The following is a 21,900-nucleotide window of genomic DNA, read 5'->3' as shown; positions in this document are numbered from 1 at the left end:
GATCCAGACGATATCGATGCGCTAATGGCGTCAGTATCTGAACCTGAGCCTAAACCAGAGCCGGAAGCTACGCCAGAACCTGAAGAAGATATGTCGGGAGACTTAACCGATCCAGACGATATCGATGCGCTAATGGCGTCAGTATCTGAACCTGAGCCTAAACCAGAGCCGGAAGCTATCCCAGAACCTGAAGAAGATATGTCGGGAGACTTAACTGATCCAGACGATATCGATGCGCTAATGGCGTCAGTATCTGAACCTGAGCCTAAACCAGAGCAGGAAGCTACGCCAGAACCAGAAGAAGATATGTCGGGAGACTTAACTGATCCAGACGATATCGATGCGCTAATGGCGTCAGTATCTGAACCATGGCCTAAATCAGAGCCGGAAGCTACGCCAGAACCTGAAGAAGATATGTCAGGCGACTTAACCGATCCAGACGATATCGATGCGCTAATGGCGTCAGTATCTGAACCAGAATCTGAGCCTAAACCTACGCCAAAACCTGAAGAAGATATGTCGGGCGACTTAACCGATCCAGACGATATCGATGCGCTAATGGCGTCAGTATCTGAACCTAAACCAGAGCCGGAAGCTACGCCAGAACCTGAAGAAGATATGTCGGGCGACTTAACCGATCCAGACGATATCGATGCGCTAATGGCTTCTATTTCAGAAGAGAATGATAAAATATCTGAATCGAATGCTTCACAAGAATTAAGTGACCCTGATGATATAGACTCATTTTTAGAAAGCTTATCTGAAGAAGAAAGTACTGAAGTATCAAACGTAGATGATATAGATGAACTTTTAAATTCAGAATCAGAGGTTGATGAACTGCCTGAAGATACATTAGAAAAAGAGATTTTAGAAAATGAAGCAGATACAAAAGCCTTAATTGACAACTTTACAGAAGAAAGTGTTGCACCTTTCTTAAACTTTGACTTTAGTGATATTCGTTCACAAGAAGATGTAGCTGAAAGTGAAAAAGTCACAGAAGAAGAAGCTGATAGTTCTGATGATTTAACTGATGATCTAGATATAGACCAGTTGATTGCAGATGCTGAAAAAGAACAGAGAGATGATCTAGGCAGTAACGATGAATTAGGTCTTGATGATGAGCTTGATATTGGAGATGAATTAGATATTGATAGTTTGATTGATGAGATCAGCTCTCAATCTTCCGAAAGTGCAGTTAATGATACTGATGATGAAATAGAAGATTCATCTTATGCTATTGATGAAGAAACATTAAAAGCAATGGAAAGCGATTTCGATGAAGCAGCACTAAGTAATTTATTGAATGAAAGTGATGAACCTGAATTAAATGAGCCGATAGAGTTATCACCAGACTTTAGTGATAGTAACGTATTAGCCGATCTATTAGCCGATGATAATACAGAAAAAGTAACAACCACAGAGGCGAATGAACTAGAAGACATTCAGGAATTAGATAATTTAGATTTTGATGAGTTATTATCTAACATAGAAGAAGAAAACTCCTCTAGCGACGTTGGTGAATTTGAGTTAAGTGATGATTTTGATACCGAATTAGATATAGGAGACGATTTAATTGAACAAGCGTTTAATGAATCCACTAATACATCGGAAGAAGACTTTATCTCTGTTGATTCACTATTGTCAGACAGTTTTGAGGGAAATAGTTTAGAAGAACCATACGACAAAACTAATATTGATGTTGGTTTGAATGAGTTTCCTGAGTTTAGTGGAGATTTAAATTTAGATGATGGCGATGATGAAAGCGGGATGGAAGCTAAATTAGATCTCGCTAAAGTTTATATAGAAATAGATGATAAAGAAAATGCTGAAATTATCTTGTTAGATGTCGTTGCTAATGGAGATGCTCAACAACAATTAGATGCTCAACAACTACTTGATAACTTGATGTAAATTTCTCATCAAGTTATCTACATTTTTAACGATGTGAGCTCGTTATATAATACTAAATCAAGGAAGATAAACAGTTGAAATATTTAATACTAATATCCGTACTATTTGTTAGCGCATGTAGTTCTACTCATAAAACAGCATCCATTTTTGATATATCAGATATTATGAATATTATTGCCTTGAGTGAAGAAAATGCACCCAATGGTATAATTGGAACTTTTACACTACCTATAAAAACTTCAGGTATTCAACGCAGGAATGTTTATTTGAATACTGAGGTAGACTATCGTGATAGACGAAATATTACCGTAGCCATTTCCCCTAAATTGATACCTGCTCTTACAAAGAAGTATGGTTCATCTCCAGAGCGTTACTTTGTTAATAAAACTATTGCTGTAACAGGTGAAGCTAAACGTATGAAAATATATTTTTTCTTCAATGGTAAAAAAACTCAAAAATACTATTTTCAAACACATATTCGGGTAATGTCGTTAGATCAAATCAAGATATTAAATTAATTTAAATCGTGCTGACATAAGGTTAAGCACATAAGGAGACTTTTGTGAATTTTTCTAAAATAACAGTTCTGGTAACAGCCCTATTTTTATTCAACGTAAATGCGAGTACTTTAGTATTCCCTGAATCTGGTTTCTCTATTGAAAGTCTAGATGCAAAACCTTCTGCAATTGGTAGCCAGCCATTACAAATGCTGTTGCCAGCACAAAATGGATTTTCAGCTAATGTAAATGTTCAAGTTCAACCTTATAAAGGCACTATAACCGAATATAAACAACTCTCTGAAGCTCAATTTAAACAAATAGGTATTACCCTCATTTCGAAAAAAGAAATGGGGAATACGCTAATTATTGAATATAGCGGTACGATGCAAGGACAAGAGTTACATTGGTACGCTAAAGCGGTTAAGAAAGGAGACCATGTATATTTAATAACAGCTACAGACAATAAAAATAACTGGGAACAACATAAAGAGCAGCTTATTAATAATGTAAATAGCTTCAAATTAATGTAATAAATATTATGGGTATAATTCTAAGCTTATAAAAATTATTATTTGAGTCAATCAACAAACCCTAAAGATGAGAGTGAATTGACTCATCATTTCATTAATATCAAATTGCTGTATTAAACTGCTATAATCTGAAATAGTTATGAGTTTTTGTAAATGTTTTTATGTTTTTATCTGTAATTTTACAGGCTAATTAATATTGCTATAAATAAAAATTAACATTTACGCGAGTATAAATTCATAAATAATACGCATAAAATCTTTTCATTCATTACACTAAAACTTAAATATCTCATCTATGATAAAAACTTATACACATCAAGTCACGGAAGATGCAGATAACACCTTAAATAATATATTAGACATAATCGTCGAAGGTACATGGGATTGGAATGGAAATACGGGACAGGTTGATCGGAGCCCTGGCTGGTTTAGAATGCTTGGTTACGAAATAGGTATTTTAAATAAAGATGTTTTTACATGGGAAAACATTATTCATCCTGACGATTATGAAAGGGTAATGGCTACCTTTGAATTAGTCACCACCGGAAAGATAAGTGAATATTGCATAGAGTACCGTTGTAAAAAATCTGATAATAACTATTTGTGGATAGCTGATAGAGCAAAGGTTATTGAACACAATCAAGATGGTACTGTTGCACGAATGATTGGCGCGCACCAAGATATTAATGAACAAAAAATAGCTCAAACAGAACTTTTTAAGCAAAATCAGCTTTTGAAAGCAGGCAATGTAACTCTAGAAAATATCATCCGAATAAAAGCGGAAGAGCTTGAAAAAGCGAATAAAGAGCTTAAAGAAAAAATGATTGAAGTAGAGCGTATTTCAAATACAGACCCTTTAACAGGTATAGCCAATCGTAAGAAATTTGAAGCAGACCTCAAAAAAGAAATATCACGCGCAGATCGTTATAGCCATTCACTGGCATTAGTTATTTTTGATATCGATTTTTTTAAACGCATTAACGATACCTTAGGCCATAAAGCAGGCGATAATGTTTTAAGAAAAATAACACAACTCGTATTAAATCATATTCGAGATATCGACTTTTTTGCTCGATGGGGTGGAGAAGAGTTTGTGCTCATTCTTCCTTGTCGCGCACTTCAACATGCCATAATGGTGAGTGAAAAATTGCGTATGTTGATCAGTCAGTATGAAGTAGAACCTGATTTATTTATTACCTGTAGTTTTGGGGTAACTGAATATGGTCAAGGCGATACCATTGAAAGCTTATTTCATCGAGTAGATAAAGCGCTCTATAGAGCCAAAGACTTAGGTCGAAATAAAGTTGAAATTGAAATAAAAGATGAACAAGCAGGAAATACAAATGCTTAAATCGATTCACCATGCCGCTATTATTTGTTCTGACTACGAAAAGTCTAAACATTTTTATACCAAAACTTTAGGTTTAGAAATTATTGCAGAAAATTATCGTGCGGCCCGAGGCTCGTTTAAGCTTGATTTAAAATTACCAAACGGAGGGCAGATCGAATTATTTTCGTTTCCCAATTCACCAGCAAGGCCAAGTTTTCCTGAAGCATTAGGTTTAAGGCATTTAGCTTTTTGTGTTGACTCTGTTGAATCAACATCAGCTCACCTCATATCAAAAAATATATCAGTAGAGCCGATTCGTATCGATGAATACACTAATAGAAAATACACCTTTTTCTCTGATCCTGATGGCTTACCCCTAGAGCTATACGAAGACTTATAATTTCAATCGTTAATTTATCTACAGCTCTTCATTTTATCCAAAGTATATCCTCAAACTTTAATTTATTGCTTTTTAAATACTTAGTTATATTTTTTGTGTTTTGTTATCAACTTTTTTGTTGCTAATTTGGACAAAAATTTACGTTATCTTATATCTATACCTACGCACTCAAGAGCTCGAGATCAACCGCATCTTGAGGGGGATGAGTATATTATTATATTTCATAATACTTATGTAAACATACTACCAATTGATGTAAGTTAAATGTTAATCTTAAAGGCTACCTAATAGTGGTAGTAAATAACCTCAAGCTAAATTGAGCTTTTGAGTGTTTTAGAGAAATAAAAATTATAAATATCTCAGGGTAAAACTTTATTTTTAGAAAAAATTCTAACAACAAACATATAGGAATAATTTTAATGCGTAGCTTGATAACAAAAAGCGTAGTAACAGCACTTTGTTTTATTGGGGTAAGTGCCTGTAATAATGCAAACGTAAACGAAGAACAAACAACAAAAGTACAAAGTGAAAAAGTAAAACCTAAAAGACCGAATGTTCTTTTTATTGCAATTGATGATCTACGACCTGAACTGGGAAGCTATGGTTCGGAAATTGCGGTAAGCCCTAATATCGACAAACTTGCCGCTGCAGGTTTACAATTTAATAAAGCTTACACCCAGCAAGCTATTTGTGGACCATCTCGTGCCAGTTTACTTACTGGTGGCAGACCTGACTCTATTGGCGTTACTCATAACTACATACACTTTCGTGATGTAAACCCCGATATTATTACCTTACCTCAACACTTTCGTGATAACGGTTACGAAACAGCCTATGCAGGTAAAATTTTTCATGGTTATAATAAAAAAATGTCTGACCAAGTATTATCCTGGAGTAAAGTAAAACCAGCTAAAATGCCTGAAAGACCAATAAAACTGTTTGATGGTTTTGCCCTAAAAGAAAATCAAGACATTTCACGTAAAGCTAAAGCCGATTTATACAAAGAATATGGCGAAGCATCAAAAGCCGGGCTAGGTAGCTTAGCGAAAGGGCCTGCCTTTGAAAATGCTGATGTGCCTGATAACGCATACGACGACGGTTACAACACTGACGTTGCTATTGAAATGATGAAAGAAATGGCAGCTAATCCAGACAAACCTTTCTTCTTAGCACTAGGGATGAAAAAACCACATTTAAATTGGACCGCACCTAAAAAATATTGGGATATGTACGATCCTAAAGATATTAAATTAGCGACTCAAACAGCTGGCCCAGAAGGTGGTTCAACTTTAGGTTTACATCCTTCATTTGAATTACGTGTTAGAAATGGTATTCCAAAAATGGGACCTTTAGGTGACGAATTATCCGTTACATTAAAGCATGCTTACCTAGCGTGTATTAGCTATGTTGACGCACAAATAGGCCGGATGATTGATGAGCTAGAAAAAGCAGGCTTACGTGAAAATACCATCATTGTATTATGGAGTGATCACGGTTGGCATTTAGGTGAAATGGGAACTTGGGGTAAAGCAACCAACTACGAAATTGCAACTCGTGTACCGTTAATGATCTGGACGCCAAATATGCCAGATGAAAACCGTGGCGCGCAAACAGAAGCATTAGTTGAACTTGTTGATATTTATCCAACACTTAATGAATTAGCTGGTTTAGAAGCACCTAAGCATCTAGACGGACAAAGCTTTGCACCATTACTAGAAAATCCTAACCGCGAATGGAAACAAGCAGCATTCAGCCAATTTCCTACACCATCGTTACGCGAGTGGGCTTCGGTTGCACTTAAACCCGCCATGCGCGACACCTATTTTGGAGACTTGATCAAAGTAGTAGAAGGACGTATTAAAGCCGATCCTAAAATTGAATGGGACCGTGAGTTATTAGAAGAATACGTAATGGGATATTCAATGCGTACTCAGCGTTACCGCTTAATCGCATGGAAAGACGTAAGAGACTTAAACAAAGCGCCAATTGATGTTGAGTTATACGACCATAAAGTCGACCCAACTGAAACTAAAAATATTGCTGCTGATAACCCCGAGCTAGTTGCCAAATTACTAGAGCAATTAAAAGCAGGTGGAAACGGTAATTTAGCAAAAGTTAATTAATAGTTTTTCAAAATCAACTTAATAAAGCTCTACTCAGTTTTACTTAGTAGAGCTTTATTTTTTACAAGGCATAACCGCAGTCATTTAGCATTATCAAACTTCCTCATTCCTTACACAGTTGTTGCACATTACTTCGATAGAATTTTATCAATTAAAGCAACATCAAATAATGTAAGGATTTTTATATGTTTAGCCATATATCGAGTAATAACAAAAGTCAGAAGTTAAAGCAGCTTCTTCTACTAACTACCTTAAGTTTATCTTTCATCATATCGGGTTGCGGCAGTGATAATACTGAAACTAAGATAGTTGAAGAAGAGACTGTTATAGAAGAACCTTCTGATAATGATTCAAATGAAATTACAGATACAGATTTTGAAACAACCGACTGGACCGATGCTACTCATAGCAAAAGTGCAGATCCAGATTTTGATGAGGTATTCGATAACACACAAGTTAAACGTTTTGATTTCGTGGTAACACCAGAGCGCTGGCAAAGTATGCTAGATAACATGACAGACTTGTATGGTGAATTTGGCCAACGTACAGCAGGCCCCGGTGGCGGATTAAGCGATCAAGATGAAGATCCTATTTTTGTTCCTTCAGATGTATATTATAACGATAAACAATGGTACCGAGTAGGTATTCGCTTCAAAGGAAACTCATCATTACAGACCAGTTGGCAACAAGGCATACTTAAGCTGTCATTTAAATTAGACTTTGACGAATTTGAAGATGATTACCCGCAAATAGACAATCAACGATTTTACGGTTTTAAAAAATTTAGTTTGAAAAACAACTACGACGATCAATCGCTATTACGTGAAAAAGTTGCCGCAGATGTTTATAAACGTGCAGGCATAGCCGTGTCTAATACTGCCTTTTACGCTTTATATATTGACCATGGTAATGGACCTGAATACTTCGGTTTATATACCCTTGTTGAAGAAATAGACAGCACAGTTCTTGAAACCCAATTTGTTAATGACGATGGTAACTTATATAAGCCAGAAGACGGCGGAGCAAACTTTGTTGAAGGCAGCTTCAATACAGAGAACTTTGAAAAGAAAACCAATGAAGATGACGAAGATTGGTCAGATATTATTGCATTATTTGATGCCCTGCATGATGAAACACGATTAAGTGATCCAGCAACTTGGCGAACTAATTTAGAAGCAGTATTTGATGTTGATGGTTTTTTAAAATACTTAGCCGTAACGGGTATTATTCAAAATTGGGATACCTATGGTCGAATGCCACATAACTATTATCTTTACAACAACCCTGAAACATCAAAACTTACATGGATCCCATGGGATAACAATGAAGCATTACAATACGGGAAAATGGGAGGCTCATTAGCGCTTGATTTCTCTAACCTTGAATCAAGTAACTGGCCGTTAATTGCAAAACTGTATGCTGATGAAACTTATAAAGCACGCTACAACAATTACCTGCAAGACGTTATTGGCGATGCCTTCGAAACCAATAGTATTCAAGGCATATATAGCGATTACACCTCATTAGTAGAGCCTTATGCGACAACAGAACTTTCAGGATTCTCATTTTTGAACAGTAGTAATAACTTTTATCAAGCGATTGAAAAACTTAACGAACATGCAGAAAGTCGAGCAGAAGCGGTTGAAACATATTTGAATAGTCAATAATACCTATTAACGTTGGGTAAAATGCCTAAATAAAATCACGATTTAATAAAAGCTCAATCGCTTGCGGTTGAGCTTTTATTCACTTAGAGCTTAGGGATAATTTACTTTACAGAATATATTCTTTTAAATACAAAGATTAAAAATCCATTACACAACTAAAACTTATCTGTAATATCCAATACAACTTTGACCATTAAATATGTGTAATATTAGTTTTTTATAGCAATTAATAAGTCTTAATAAAGACAAGTATTTACGGTATGATTTATGTTAATAACGATTCGATTTTCATGGACGATGTTACTGTATGATCCTAAAAGATAAAACCCTTCAAAATGCTGTGTCTCCAACAGCTAAAGCTGGCCAAAAACAAGAACAAGATGTTGCGTTCTTTTTAAGACGAGCTTTTAAAGACCATAAACAAGTTTATGTAATTAACGACTTTAAATTCACACACAATGATGAAACCGCTCAAATAGACCACTTAATTGTTTACACCTTTGGGTTTATTTTAATTGAATCTAAAAGTATTACTGGCGAAGTTAAAGTTAACAACTTAGGTGAATGGACTCGTAGTTTAAACAGCAAATGGTCAGGCATGGCTTCACCAATCAAACAAGTTGAGTTACAACAAAAACTACTTCGAGAAATGCTATTTGATAACAGAGAAGTCATTTTAGATAAGTTATTTGGCATTAGACAACAATCATTTGGAAAGCGTTGTTGGGATAATGTTTGTGCTGTTTCAAGTAACGCCATAATTGATCGTGATTCAATGCCTAATAAGGTATCAAAGCAACTAGTTAAAACAGAATTTTTGGTAGATAAGCTTGAACAGATGATGAACCTTAAACACAAAGTTGTTAGTGCATTAACATTTGATACACGACCAGATTTTAAAGAAGAAGAGTTGAAGTCAATCACCTCATTTCTAATGGCTCAGTTGGACGATACAAAATACGAAAAAGAAATAACAAAACCAGAAGTCGTTGAAGAACCAGTAATTGCCAAAGTAGAAGTTAAAATTGAAGCCGTTTTACAATGTAAATCGTGTGGTGAAAAGTCAGATTACTCTCCGCAATATGGTCGTTATGGTTACTTCATTAAATGTAATAAATGCGAAACCAATACCGCTATGAAAATGCCATGTGCTAACTGTAATAGTAAAAATACGAAAGTCACTAAAAAGAAAGAAACCTATACACTTGTTTGTAGTGATTGTGAGAAGAGTATGGTCCTATATGAATAATATAATATATTTATTCGTATGAGAAAGTTAGTCCAACTAGCCTTATTTCATCATATCTAATCGTAAATCTAGGGCAGAGGTCAAGGTATTAAATAGTTGTGGTAATGTTTTTTCATGATAGAATCAATTTTTATATGATTTTTTGTGCTTTATTTTACGGAAATCGCCGTAATAATGGATTAGGATATGATTATAGATCTCACAATTAAAAACTTTAGATCTATTAAAGAAGAACAAACATTTAGCTTTTACGCCGAAAAGTCTCTTAACCACTTTAAAGACAATATTGCTTACCCTGGCGATGGAAATATAGGTGTTTTACGTTCGTCTGGTGTGTATGGGGCGAATGCCTCTGGTAAATCAAATATGTTACTTGCTTTTGAAGCATTACGGTTTATGGTTTGTCAAAGTGGTGACTTAAAAGATGATGATATCATTGAGCCTTATGAGCCTTTTCGTCTTTCAAAATCTACAAGTAATGAGCCTACTTTATTTGAAATAGAATTTTTTACACTTGAAAATATCAGGTTCGTTTATAGAATTGAGTTTGATTCAAAAGAAATTAAATTTGAGTCTTTAGATTTTTATCCATCTCTAAAAAAAGCTAACTTATTTACAAGAAATGGAAAAAAGAGTTGGAAAGATGTTAAGTTTGGAAGTACTTATAAAGGAGGGAAGAAACAATATGCTTTTTTCTCTAATAATTCTTACCTTTCAAAAGCAGGGAATAGTGCAGACTCTCCGGAAATTATAAGAACAGTATATAATTTTTTTAGAAAGAGTGTTTTACACTTAAACCCTGATGAAAGTTATAATTTGAGTAAATGGAAAGATGATAAAGTTTTAGTTGGCAAGATAGCCAGAATTCTTATGAAAGTGGACACAGGTATAACAGGGATTCAATTCAAAGAGAATACAGATATAGATCACTTTAAATTTCCATCAGATATACCTGATAGTTTAAAAAACCATATAATTAAAGATCTGAAAAAACAAGCTTGGTTTACTCATGAGACAGAGGAAGGAGATGTCGAACTATTTTCTGAAAGTATAGAGTCATCTGGAACTAGAAAGCTATTTAATATGCTCCCACTATTAATGAAAACCTTTGATGAAGGTAGTGTATTAATACTGGATGAGCTAGATCAAAGTTATCACTCGCATTTAGCGGAGTTGATTATCAAATTATTCAATAACCCATTAATCAATAAAAATAACTCACAATTGATATTTTCAACTCATAATTTGAATTTAATGTCCCCAGAGTTATTCCGTAGAGATCAGATTTGGTTTTCAGAAAAGTCTAAAGGTGCTACTAAATTTTACTCTTTAGATGAGTATGATAAAAGTACAGTTAAGTCGAATAGCCCTTTCGGAAAGTGGTATGAAGAAGGACGGTTTGGAGCTATTCCTAACATTGACATCAATGTAATTGCTTCGATTTTAAAGGGAGAGTAACTTTAAATGCCTAAAAAAAGAAAAGGACAAACAAGGCTTTTAAAGTCTATTTTACATGTGTATTGCGAAGGAGAAAAAACAGAACCGAATTATTTAAATGGATATTTGGATGAATTTCATTCTGGTAATCGAACTTTAAAAGTTATCCGTATAGCAGATACAAACAAAAATACTCCTAAACAGCTTGTTGAAGAGGCTATTAAGAAGAAAAAAAGCCATGATAGCGGAGTAAATGATCAATTTTGGGTTGTTTATGATAGAGAAGCTACGGATAAATATAGTAATGAGTTACATTCTCAAAGTTTAACTAAAGCGAGAGCAAATAAAATTAACGTAGTATTATCAAATGTTTGCTTTGAAGTCTGGATTTTACTGCACTTTATACCTAGTGTTGCACCTTATCGTTCTTGTGATGATTTATTAAAAAGTAGTAAGTTAAAGCAAAAGCTAAAAGAGAAAGGGATACTCAATTATGAAAAAGGTGATGTTGCAGTATATGAAGCAATAGCACCTGGTATTGCTGAGGCAAGAGCTAGAGCAAAAAAAATGAATATCAGAACATTGAATGATTCAATTCAGGGAAATGATAGCCCTTACTTATTAAACCCTTATACAAATGTTCACGAATTACTAGATGCTATTGATGCATTTGTTGTAGAGCAAGAATAAGCTAAAGTTTTAACCGAGGGATTATATACGTTATTTAATGACTCTATTACCTTTAATAAAACCTTACTATTGCATTTTCGTGTGAAGCTAAAATAGGTTAAATATGTTTTGGCCAACTCACTTTACCATTTATGTAATAACTTAAAACTAACCATTACCACCCATCTCAACATTCCTGTATAATCCCACGCATTAAACAACAGTCTTTTTAAAACCTTAATTTAGGCTGTTAACACCTATTTATAACGCTTTAACTTATAGGTTCAAAGCCAGTTAAAGCAACAGAGCGCAATATGACCGTAGAACAATTCGACCCGCAAGCACCTAAAAAAAGTAGTAACTCGGCTGAAAGCCAAACCACTACGTTAAACATTCCATCTAAAATGATTGAAGAGCAAGCTAATGCTCAACAGCCAGCTAAAGCCGCTAAAATTGGTTTTGTTAGTTTAGGCTGCCCTAAAAACTTAGTCGATAGCGAGCGTATACTAACTCAGCTTCGTACTGAGGGTTACGATGTTGTTAACTCTTACGCTGATGCTGAAATGGTGATTGTAAATACCTGTGGTTTTATTGATTCAGCGGTACAAGAGTCGCTTGATACCATTGGCGAAGCGCTTGCTGAAAACGGCAAAGTGTTAGTTACTGGTTGTTTAGGTGCGAAAAAAGACGAAATTATTGAGTTACATCCTAACGTTTTAGGTGTTACTGGTCCGCACGCTTACGACGAAGTGTTAACGCAAGTTCATCAACATGTTGCTAAGCCTGTTCATAATCCCTTTATCGATTTAGTGCCGCCTCAAGGTGTTAAGTTAACGCCTAAGCATTACGCGTATTTAAAAATATCGGAAGGCTGTAACCACCGTTGTACTTTCTGTATTATTCCGTCGATGCGTGGTGATTTAGACTCGCGTCCAGTGGGGGATGTATTAGGTGAAGCTAAACGTTTAGTGAATGCTGGCGTTAAAGAGTTATTAGTTATTTCGCAAGATACTTCTGCTTACGGTGTTGATGTTAAACACAAAACAGATTTTTGGGACGGCATGCCCGTTAAAACTCACATGCAACAATTGTGTGAAGAGCTAGCGAAGCAGGGCGTTTGGATCCGTTTACATTATGTTTATCCTTATCCGCATGTTGATCACATTATTCCATTAATGGCTGAAGGTAAAATACTGCCTTATTTAGATATTCCATTTCAACACGCTAACAAACGTATTCTTAAATTAATGAAGCGTCCTGGTAGCTCTGACCGTGTGTTAGAACGGATTAAAAAGTGGCGTGAAATTTGTCCTGAATTAGTGATTCGTTCAACCTTTATTGTTGGTTTTCCGGGTGAAACTGAAGAAGAATTTGTAGAGTTGTTAGACTTTTTAGAAGAAGCTCAGTTAGACCGCGTAGGCTGTTTTAAATACTCGCCAGTTGAAGGCGCTACGGCAAATGCTTTACCTGATCATGTTTCTGACGAGGTGATGGAAGAGCGCTTACAACGCTTTATGGAAGTACAAGCCAGAATAAGCTCTGCAAAATTACAAGCGCGTATTGGTCAAGAGTATTTGATCCTTGTTGATGAAATAGACAGCTTAGGCATTGTGGGCCGTTCATACATGGATGCACCTGAAATAGACGGTAAAGTGTTTTTGTCTGACGATTACGATGCAGAACCGGGCGACCTTATTTGGGTTCAAATTATTCATGCGGATGAACATGACGTTTGGGGCGTTCGCGTAGAAGATTAATTCAAAAATCTATTAACCTGAGTTTGGGTTAATTAGAAAATTAAAACAAAGCCTGATTTACATATTTAAAGTAATTCAGGCTTTTTTCGTTATTTAATATGAAATGGATATAGGTTGCTGGGTTATTTATTAAATTCTTGAATGGTTAATTCGTGTTTTTGTAACTTTCTGTATAGCGTTCTAACACTTATCTCTAATTTTTCAGCAATAACTTTGGGTTGATTGCCATATTGTTTAAGTAAATCAGTGATGTGTTTTTTTTCGTTTGATATAAGGTTTGTAGCACTGTTTATTGTTTGCTCTAAAGCAATAATTTTTTGTGGTAATGCTTCAAGAGTAATTAGATCATCGTCACTTAGTAAAGCACTGCGTTGAACAATGTTTTTAAGCTCTCGTACATTGCCTGGGTAATGATAAAGGGTTAATGCGTTTAATGCCTCGGGTGAAAATTTTTTAGTTGGGAATTCACTTTTTAATAATAAATGTTCGGCGAGTAATGGAATATCGGTTTTTCTTTCTTTTAATGTGGGTAAGTGAATAGGAAAAGCGTCAATTCGATAATATAAATCTTCTCTAAACTCTCCTTGTTCTACCATTTGTTCTAAGTTTTTATGGCTTGCACAAATTAATCTGAAATTGGCTTTTTTCTTTTCAGTACTGCCGACTCGTCGGTAATGTCCTGTTTCAAGTAGTCGTAATAATTTTACTTGTAAGTTTAAGGGAATATCGCCAATTTCATCTAAAAATAGGGTGCCGCCATTTGCCATACAAACTAAGCCTCTCTTACTGGTACTTGCTCCTGTAAATGCGCCTTTTTCGTGACCGAATAGCTCAGACTCAAATAACGATTCGTTGAGTCCAGTACATTCAACCTCTATAAAGGGGTTATTCGCTCTTTTACTCGCTTGATGAATAGATAAAGCCGCAAGCTCTTTACCTGTACCTGTTTCACCCTGTAATAATATGCTTATGTCGCTATTTGCACTGCGGCTGATCATTTTGAGTAAGTCTTGAAAGGGTTTACTTTTACCTATTAATTTTCTGTCGCTGCTGTAACTACTCGCAAAGTCTACTTTTTCAAGTATCTCTAAAAAACCAATAATTATTCCGTCATTATCCTTAACGGGTTTCATTAAGATATTGCAATAAACGTCGCCGGATTCTGTTTGATGTATGTGGAGGGCTGAACTATTTTTTTGTGTTTCTTTACATGAAGATAAAGGGCACAACTCACCATTTTGATCACAAGGTTTAGTTGAGTTATGTGATACCTCATAGCATTTACTTTTACCTAATATTACAGGTTTTGAATAGGTATCTCTGTAAGCCTGATTTACTGCTTCAATTGAATAATCGGGTGTAATGAAAATCGCTGGTTTTTCAATTGACTCTATTATTGCTTGAATGGTTTGATTTACCACACTTACCTACTTTTTGTGACATTTATGACTTTGATGTTTTTATTTAATGTCATTTATGTCTCTATTGAAAGGTTTTTATCTAAAATATTCAGTATTTTAAAGTTATCTAGCTGTTTTTTATGGTTTTTAATTTTATTTTGTCTTGTGGCATCTTTGTTGCAATTTAAAAGAGTAATAAGTACGTAATTAAGTAACTAAATAATTACTGAAATAGATTGAATTCTGAGCGGTAAAATAAAATTGTTGAACCTTATTTTTATTGATTAATAAGAGGATTAACTTTATTTAAAAAGAGAATTTGAAAAATCATTGATTTCAATCAATGATTAGTTAGATAGAAAACAAAGCCAGTTCAGCCCATAGTAATATGTTTTTTAACACAAAAGAGCAATAACGAGAGTAACGAGTATGATAAGTGAAACCCTAGTAGAACTATCGCGGTGGCAGTTTGCTGTTACCGCATTATTTCATTTTTTGTTTGTACCACTAACTTTAGGTTTAACTTGGATTTTGTTCATCATGGAGTCGGTTTATGTGATGACTGGCCGCGAAATTTATCGTGACATGACCAAGTTTTGGGGCAAGTTATTTGGTATTAACTTTGCCATTGGTGTGGCTACTGGCCTCACAATGGAGTTTGAGTTTGGTACCAACTGGTCATATTACTCTCATTATGTGGGTGATGTTTTTGGTGCACCATTAGCCATTGAAGGCTTGATGGCTTTTTTCCTTGAATCTACCTTTGTGGGTATGTTCTTTTTAGGTTGGGATCGCTTAAGTAAACGACAGCACTTAATAGGGACTTTCCTAATGGCATTAGGCACTAACTTATCTGCGTTATGGATATTAATCGCCAATGGTTGGATGCAAAACCCTATTGGTAGTGAATTTAATTACATGACAATGCGCATGGAGTTAGTCAGCTTTAGTGAAATTATATTTAACCCTGTTGCTCAGGTTAAATTTATTCATACCGTTGCTGGCGGCTATGTTGCTGGGTCAATGTTTGTTTTAAGTATTAGTAGTTATTACTTACTAAAAGGTCGAGATGTAGCTTTTGCTAAACGTTCTTTTTCGGTTGCTGCTGGTTTTGGTTTAGCGGCCATCTTATCGGTAATTCTACTTGGTGATGAGTCAGGGTATGAAGTAGGCGAAGTACAACGAGTAAAACTTGCTGCTATTGAAGCTGAATATCATACAGAACCTGCTCCCGCTGCATTTACCTTGGTAGGCTTACCTGATGATGAAGCGATGGAAACTCGTTATGCGGTAAAAATACCTTATGCTTTGGGTATTATTGCCACTCGCTCTTTAGATGAGGAGGTGATTGGTTTACGTGACTTACAAAAAGCTCATGAACCTCGTATTCGTAATGGCATGATCGCTTATGAATATTTAACTAAGTTACGTAATGGTGAAGAAACGCCTGAAAACATCGCTCGATTTAATGAGACTAAACATGACTTAGGTTACGGGCTATTACTTAAACGCTATACCAACAATGTGGTTGATGCCACTGAAGAGCAAATTCAACAGGCTGTTAAAGACTCTATTCCGCCAGTTGCTCCAGTGTTCTGGGCCTTTAGGGTGATGGTTGGTTGCGGTGTCGTGATGTTGATTTTGTTTGTTTTAGCCTTCTATTTTAACGCACGTCGTGAAATAGAGAGTAAACCTTGGTTACTAAAATCACTCTTTTTTGCTTTACCACTGCCATGGATAGCCATAGAAACAGGCTGGTTTGTTGCTGAGTTTGGTCGTCAACCTTGGGCGATTAGTGAAGTATTACCGACTTTTTTGTCGACTTCAGATTTAGCAGTTGGCGATGTACTGTTTTCTCTTATTGCCTTTATTGTTGTGTATACCATTTTATTTATTATCGAAATGTATTTAATGGTTAAGTTTGCTCGATTAGGTCCTAGTTCATTACATACAGGACGTTATCATTTTGAAAAAACACCAGAGTTAACGTCTGGTCTTCGCAGCCAGAATTCTTAAGGAGCAATATATGTTTGATTACGAAACATTAAAATTTATATGGTGGGGTCTGATCGGCTTTCTTTTTATCGGTTTTGCCGTAACTGATGGTATGGATATGGGAGTAGGTGGTTTGCTTCCGTTTGTTGCCAAAAAAGATGTTGAAAGTCGTGTGGTTATTAACACGGTAGGTGCTCATTGGGACGGAAACCAAGTATGGCTTATTACTGCAGGTGCATCGCTTTTTGCTGCTTGGCCCTTAGTGTATGCCACAGCGTTTAGCGGATTTTATTTTGCGATGATGCTAACACTTTTTAGTTTGTTTTTAAGACCGTTAGCTTTCGACTATCGCAGTAAAATAGAGTCTGAAAAATGGCGTACTAACTGGGATAAAGCTTTGTTTGTTGGTTCGATGGTGCCGCCGTTAGTATTTGGTGTTGCCTTTGGTAACTTATTACAAGGTGTACCCTTTGGATTCGATTCATTAATGCGAGTAACCTACACAGGATCATTCTTCGCGTTATTTACGCCTTTTACATTATTAACAGGTGTTATAAGCGTATGTATGATGTTGCTGCATGGCTCGACCTGGTTAGTACTTAGAACAGATGCTGATGTCGCACAGCGCTCAGCCAATATTGGTCGTATTGTTGCTGTGGTTTTAGCGATTACGTTTGCTCTCGCTGGTGTTATGGTTTGGCAAAGTGTTGATGGTTACTCAGTTGTTACTACTATCGATACTATGGGGCAAGCGCAGCCAACCACTAAAGAAGTGAGTACAGGTTCTGGTGTTTGGTTAACTAACTTTGCTGAAAATCCAATACTATGGTTAGTACCGCTTACCGGTGTATTTATGCCATTAGTCGCTGCTTTTCTATTAGGTATCAAAAATAAAAACACCTCAGTAAAAACTACAGCCTTATTGGCTAGTTCGTTAACAATTGCAGGTGTTATTTTAACGGCAGGTATCGCTATGTTCCCATTTGTTATGCCTTCAAGCAGCCAACCGAATCATAGTTTATTGATGTGGGATACCGTATCAAGCGAAGGTACCTTAGGTTTAATGTTAATGGTTGTTGCTGTTTTTACACCAATTATTTTAGGTTACACCTTTTGGTGTTACCGAAAAATGTGGCGTACCGTTACGATTGAAGAAATTGAGCAAAATAATCACACCGCGTATTAGCTCAGTATATATTAAGTCAGTTTAGAGGAATTATGTATGTGGTATTTTAGTTGGATTTTAGGTGTTTTACTTGCCGTGTCTTTTGGGATCATTAATGTCATGTGGTATGAGATGGAACAGCATGTAGACAACGTGGCTGATGATCAAAATAACGACGATTAATTCTATAGTTTTTTCGTGTTAGAAAACGAGCCAGTGTTCAGTGATAGCAGAGAATAAAGTGAGTTAAATGAAAGATAAAACTGAACAACAAAAGAAACAAGTTAATGGCTGGCTCAAAGCTCAAAAAAAACATGCCCATGGCAGATTAAGTCGAGCGATAGCATTAGGATCATTAAGTGGTTTGTTAATGATCCTACAAACGGCAATATTAGCTTATTTAATTGATATTGTTATATTTTCGAGCGAAGAAGAACCAATATTTACGCTTACTCAAGTTAGCTTTGTATTAGTGGCCGTTATATTTATTCGTGCTGTATTTGGTTATTTTAGCGAATGTTATAGCCGCCGTGGCGCTATGTTGATTAAAGCTAATATTCGTTCACGTTTATTGCATCGCTTGTTTCAATTAGGACCTAGTTATACGCAAACTAAAGGTAGTGCAAAATTAGCCAGTTTACTTAATCAAGGAATCGATTCGTTAGAAGACTACTTTGCTGGATACCTACCGGTAATCGCTTATTGTGCGGTTATTCCTTTCGCTATATTGATTGCTGTATTTCCTATCGATTGGCAATCGGGATTAATTTTATTATTTACTGCGCCTATGGTGCCGTTTTTTATGATTTTAATCGGTCATAAAGCACAACGTTTAAACCAAGAACATTGGACTAAGCTTCAGCGTATGAGTAGTCATTTTCTTGATATTATTCAGGGTTTAACTCAGCTTAAAATATTCAATGCCTCGCGCAGAGAAATAGCTGCTGTTAAAACCATTAGTGATGATTATGGTGACGAAACCATGGGAATTCTAAAAATAGCTTTTCTTTCGTCATTTGTTTTAGAGTTTCTTGCTTCTATTTCTATTGCATTAGTTGCTGTTGTACTCGGTTTTCGTTTGTATTACGGCGATGTTGATTATGTATTTGCCTTATGGGTTTTGCTATTAGCGCCCGAGTTCTATTTACCTTTTAGACAGTTAGGTACGCAATATCACGCAAAAATGGCCGGTGTTACTGCTGCTGAGGATCTTGTTGAGGTTCTTAATCAAGCACAAACAAAATCTCAAGATCAACAAAATAACAGGCCAGAATTCGGTTCACCTTTTACTGTTGATATTGAACAAGCCAATTTCGCCTATCCAGATCGCACGAATGCTTTAACTCATATAAATACCAGCTTTGCGGAGCAAGGTTTATATGCGGTTATTGGTGACAGTGGTTCGGGAAAATCAACCTTAATTGATATGGTATTAGGCTTTGTACAACCTAACTCAGGCCAAGTGCTTATTAACCATGTTCCTTTAAGATCAGATAATCGTGATGCTTGGTTACAACATTGTGGCTGGATTGCTCAACAAGCTGAAGTGTTTCATGGATCATTAGCCTTTAATGTCGCTTTGTCAGAAACCTATGATAATGACTTAGTGCATGAAGCACTTACTAAAGCAGGTTTAGCTGAGTATTTATCAAGCCTTGAAGGTGGTATAGAAACCCAAGTCGGTGAGTCTGGTGCTGGTCTTTCTGGAGGACAAGTACAACGGCTCGCATTAGCGCGGGTTTTTTATCATCAACCTGATGTACTTATTTTAGATGAACCTACAAGCCATTTAGATCAGCAAACTGAACAGCTCATTACTGAGTCAATTAATGCTTATGCTAAAGATCATCTTGTTATTGTTATTGCGCATCGATTACATACGGTTATAAACGCAAAAAATATTATTGTACTTGAACAAGGCCAAATTATTGAGTCAGGTACGCATCAAGAGTTGCTCGCTCAAAATAACTATTACGCTAAGCAGATTAATATATGAAGGTATTTTTCCGTTTAATTAAACTTCTTAAACCGCAGCTACCTTTAATGTTATTGGGGGCGCTTTTATCTGTAATTACAGTATTAGCTAATATTAGTTTACTTGCCATTTCCGGTTGGTTTATTACCTTGATGGCGATTGGTGGTATAACAGGCATAACCGTTAACTACTTTACGCCTGCAGCGATAATAAGATTTTTAGCTATAGTGCGAACCGCAGGGCGTTACGCTGAAAGAATGTTAACCCATAGAGCTACTTTTAATGCATTAGCTCATATGCGGCATTATTTTTATCAACAGCTAGAGCCATTGTTACCTTATTATCAAATGGATTTAAGATCTGGTGACTTATTAGCTCGATTACAGCAAGACATAGACAACTTAGATAACTTTTATTTACGGGTGTTGTTACCTATATTTGTTGCCCTCATTTCAGTACCTATTGTTTGTTATGCTTTGGCATTATTTTCAATAACGGTTGCTTGGTTCATGCTTAGCGCTTTGTTGATTGTTGCTATTGTTTTACCCATGATGAGTTATTTCTCTTCTAAAAAACTAGCAAAAGAAAAAACACGTTTAGAAAGCCACCTAACAGAAACATTAGTTAATGGTATTAGTGCTGTTAAAACTTTATTAGTGTATCAAGTGGCTATTAGTTATCAGCGTTCTATCGCCAGTATTACGCAGCAGTATTATGATATTCGTTACAAATTAGTAAAAATTAATGCCGCTTTAAATGCACTGATCTTTTTGTTTATACATTTATCGGCGTTAGCTTGTTTATTCATTTTATTGCCAAAACTTGCTACGGGTGAGATTGATAGTAAATCGTTAGTTGCCATTATTTTACTTGTGCTGGTTAGCTTTGAAACCGTAAGCAGCATGCCACTTGCATTACAACTACTGCCACAAAGCTTAGCTAGTGCAGCCAGACTTTTTGCCATTATAGATAAAGATAAACCCATTGATGTAGGAAGCCGAGAAGTGCAACAAGGGGATATTCAATTTGATAAATTTACTTTTTATTATCCTGAGCAAAGCAAAGCGAGTTTAACGGATATAACGCTCTCCATAAAAGTGGCTGAGAAAGTCGCTATTGTTGGTGCTAGTGGCGCAGGTAAGTCAACCTTAATTAATTTACTGATGGGGTTTTGGCCAACAAAAAATGGTGTAAATACAGGTTCAATTTCTATTGCGGAGCATGAATTAAGTCAGCTAAAACAAGTATCTTTACGTGAAAATATCGCTTTAATGAGTCAGCAAGGGCATATTTTTGATGCGAGTATCGCAGATAACTTACGTTTAGCTAAACATGATGTGACTAACGAAGAAATGCGTAATGCTTGCAAGCAAGTTAACTTACTCGAGTTTATTGAGAGTTTACCTAATGGTTTTAATACCTGGTTAGGTTCTACAGGTATAGGTTTGTCGGGTGGCCAAATTCAACGATTACAAATGGCGCAAGTATTCATTCGCTCAGCTCAAGTTTTAGTGTTAGATGAACCCACAAAAGGCCTTGACAGAAATAACGAAAAAATAGTGATGAATAGTTTATTAACGCATGTTGAGCAGCAACACAAAAGTTTACTTTTGATCACTCATAAACCCTTTATGCTTGAAAAAATGGACAAAATAATCGTGATGGAGCAAGGGAGAATTATTGCTCAAGGCAGTCATAATGAATTGATTAACACGAACGATTATTATCAAAAGCTACTCAATTATTTTTAAGTATATGATTTTAATATAAACAAAATATAGATAAACACGTT

17 protein-coding genes are annotated in these 21,900 nt (G+C 35.7%); 16 read left to right on the top strand and 1 reads right to left on the bottom strand.

Annotation, left to right across the window (positions count from 1 at the left end; all coding sequences use genetic code 11):
• The 11 genes from B0X80_RS12840 to rimO all read left to right on the top strand — a co-directional run.
• Window positions 1-1,911 (top strand): FimV/HubP family polar landmark protein (locus tag B0X80_RS12840; protein ID WP_139345318.1); only part of this gene is annotated, 1,911 nt, incomplete at its 5' end.
• A gap of 74 nt (window positions 1,912-1,985) precedes the next feature.
• Window positions 1,986-2,429 carry a hypothetical protein gene (locus B0X80_RS12835; RefSeq protein ID WP_077340847.1) on the top strand — a complete coding sequence of 148 codons (444 nt, stop codon included), beginning with the start codon at window positions 1,986-1,988 and terminating at the stop codon, window positions 2,427-2,429.
• 44 nt (window positions 2,430-2,473) lie between these two features.
• Window positions 2,474-2,941: a hypothetical protein gene (locus B0X80_RS12830; protein WP_077340845.1), complete on the top strand. Its 468-nt coding sequence runs from the start codon at window positions 2,474-2,476 to the stop codon at window positions 2,939-2,941.
• A 295-nt stretch (window positions 2,942-3,236) separates the two neighbouring features.
• On the top strand, window positions 3,237-4,292 hold the full coding sequence (locus tag B0X80_RS12825) for a sensor domain-containing diguanylate cyclase (RefSeq protein ID WP_077340843.1): 1,056 nt from the start codon (window positions 3,237-3,239) through the stop codon (window positions 4,290-4,292).
• A complete protein-coding gene (gloA2, locus tag B0X80_RS12820) occupies window positions 4,285-4,671 on the top strand; it encodes an SMU1112c/YaeR family gloxylase I-like metalloprotein (protein WP_077340841.1) in 387 nt (128 codons plus the stop codon). Before B0X80_RS12825 ends, gloA2 begins: the two co-directional genes overlap by 8 nt.
• 419 nt (window positions 4,672-5,090) lie before the next feature.
• Complete coding sequence (locus tag B0X80_RS12815) at window positions 5,091-6,794, top strand: sulfatase (protein ID WP_077340839.1); 1,704 nt, start codon at window positions 5,091-5,093, stop codon at window positions 6,792-6,794.
• Window positions 6,795-6,979: 185 nt separating this feature from the next.
• Window positions 6,980-8,461 (top strand): CotH kinase family protein, encoded by a 1,482-nt coding sequence (locus tag B0X80_RS12810; protein ID WP_077340837.1) that lies wholly within the window; start codon window positions 6,980-6,982, stop codon window positions 8,459-8,461.
• 307 nt (window positions 8,462-8,768) lie between these two features.
• On the top strand, window positions 8,769-9,710 hold the full coding sequence (locus tag B0X80_RS12805; protein ID WP_077340835.1) for a nuclease-related domain-containing protein: 942 nt from the start codon (window positions 8,769-8,771) through the stop codon (window positions 9,708-9,710).
• 186 nt (window positions 9,711-9,896) lie between these two features.
• Window positions 9,897-11,168 carry an AAA family ATPase gene (locus B0X80_RS12800; protein ID WP_077340833.1) on the top strand — a complete coding sequence of 424 codons (1,272 nt, stop codon included), beginning with the start codon at window positions 9,897-9,899 and terminating at the stop codon, window positions 11,166-11,168.
• Between the two features lie 6 nt (window positions 11,169-11,174).
• Entirely contained in the window at window positions 11,175-11,837 is a 663-nt protein-coding gene (locus B0X80_RS12795; RefSeq protein ID WP_077340830.1) for an RloB family protein, read from the top strand.
• A 293-nt stretch (window positions 11,838-12,130) separates the two neighbouring features.
• Window positions 12,131-13,573, top strand: a complete 1,443-nt coding sequence (rimO, locus tag B0X80_RS12790) for a 30S ribosomal protein S12 methylthiotransferase RimO (RefSeq protein WP_077340828.1) — start codon at window positions 12,131-12,133, stop codon at window positions 13,571-13,573.
• Window positions 13,574-13,695: 122 nt separating this feature from the next.
• On the opposite strand, the gene B0X80_RS12785 is transcribed toward rimO, so the two are convergent.
• The gene (locus tag B0X80_RS12785; protein ID WP_077340826.1) at window positions 13,696-14,994 is read right to left on the bottom strand and encodes a sigma-54 interaction domain-containing protein; all 1,299 of its coding nucleotides are present in this window, start codon (window positions 14,992-14,994) and stop codon (window positions 13,696-13,698) included.
• A 408-nt stretch (window positions 14,995-15,402) separates the two neighbouring features.
• Between B0X80_RS12785 and B0X80_RS12780 the strand changes: the two genes are divergently transcribed.
• From B0X80_RS12780 to cydC, 5 genes are all read left to right on the top strand, one after another.
• On the top strand, window positions 15,403-16,989 hold the full coding sequence (locus B0X80_RS12780) for a cytochrome ubiquinol oxidase subunit I (RefSeq protein ID WP_077340824.1): 1,587 nt from the start codon (window positions 15,403-15,405) through the stop codon (window positions 16,987-16,989).
• 10 nt (window positions 16,990-16,999) lie between these two features.
• Window positions 17,000-18,154 carry a cytochrome d ubiquinol oxidase subunit II gene (gene cydB / locus B0X80_RS12775; protein WP_077340822.1) on the top strand — a complete coding sequence of 385 codons (1,155 nt, stop codon included), beginning with the start codon at window positions 17,000-17,002 and terminating at the stop codon, window positions 18,152-18,154.
• 36 nt (window positions 18,155-18,190) lie between these two features.
• The gene (cydX, locus tag B0X80_RS12770) at window positions 18,191-18,316 is read left to right on the top strand and encodes a cytochrome bd-I oxidase subunit CydX (protein ID WP_076419258.1); all 126 of its coding nucleotides are present in this window, start codon (window positions 18,191-18,193) and stop codon (window positions 18,314-18,316) included.
• Window positions 18,317-18,383: 67 nt separating this feature from the next.
• Entirely contained in the window at window positions 18,384-20,129 is a 1,746-nt protein-coding gene (cydD, locus tag B0X80_RS12765; protein ID WP_077340820.1) for a thiol reductant ABC exporter subunit CydD, read from the top strand.
• Window positions 20,126-21,859 (top strand): thiol reductant ABC exporter subunit CydC, encoded by a 1,734-nt coding sequence (gene cydC / locus B0X80_RS12760; protein WP_077340818.1) that lies wholly within the window; start codon window positions 20,126-20,128, stop codon window positions 21,857-21,859. Before cydD ends, cydC begins: the two co-directional genes overlap by 4 nt.
• The last annotated feature ends 41 nt before the right edge of the window (window positions 21,860-21,900 follow it).

It is taken from the genome of Pseudocolwellia agarivorans (assembly GCF_002000085.1).
Taxonomy (GTDB): Bacteria; Pseudomonadota; Gammaproteobacteria; order Enterobacterales; family Alteromonadaceae; genus Pseudocolwellia; species Pseudocolwellia agarivorans.
This window is presented reverse-complemented; position numbering and strand designations above follow the sequence as displayed.

Coding starts and splice junctions, on each gene's coding strand:
- B0X80_RS12825 (WP_077340843.1), top strand. CDS start 3,237: ATGATAAAAACTTATACACATCAAGTCACGGAAGATGCAGATAACACC.
- gloA2 (WP_077340841.1), top strand. CDS start 4,285: ATGCTTAAATCGATTCACCATGCCGCTATTATTTGTTCTGACTACGAA.
- B0X80_RS12815 (WP_077340839.1), top strand. CDS start 5,091: ATGCGTAGCTTGATAACAAAAAGCGTAGTAACAGCACTTTGTTTTATT.
- B0X80_RS12810 (WP_077340837.1), top strand. CDS start 6,980: ATGTTTAGCCATATATCGAGTAATAACAAAAGTCAGAAGTTAAAGCAG.
- B0X80_RS12805 (WP_077340835.1), top strand. CDS start 8,769: ATGATCCTAAAAGATAAAACCCTTCAAAATGCTGTGTCTCCAACAGCT.
- B0X80_RS12800 (WP_077340833.1), top strand. CDS start 9,897: ATGATTATAGATCTCACAATTAAAAACTTTAGATCTATTAAAGAAGAA.
- B0X80_RS12795 (WP_077340830.1), top strand. CDS start 11,175: ATGCCTAAAAAAAGAAAAGGACAAACAAGGCTTTTAAAGTCTATTTTA.
- rimO (WP_077340828.1), top strand. CDS start 12,131: ATGACCGTAGAACAATTCGACCCGCAAGCACCTAAAAAAAGTAGTAAC.
- B0X80_RS12780 (WP_077340824.1), top strand. CDS start 15,403: ATGATAAGTGAAACCCTAGTAGAACTATCGCGGTGGCAGTTTGCTGTT.
- cydB (WP_077340822.1), top strand. CDS start 17,000: ATGTTTGATTACGAAACATTAAAATTTATATGGTGGGGTCTGATCGGC.
- cydX (WP_076419258.1), top strand. CDS start 18,191: ATGTGGTATTTTAGTTGGATTTTAGGTGTTTTACTTGCCGTGTCTTTT.
- cydD (WP_077340820.1), top strand. CDS start 18,384: ATGAAAGATAAAACTGAACAACAAAAGAAACAAGTTAATGGCTGGCTC.
- cydC (WP_077340818.1), top strand. CDS start 20,126: ATGAAGGTATTTTTCCGTTTAATTAAACTTCTTAAACCGCAGCTACCT.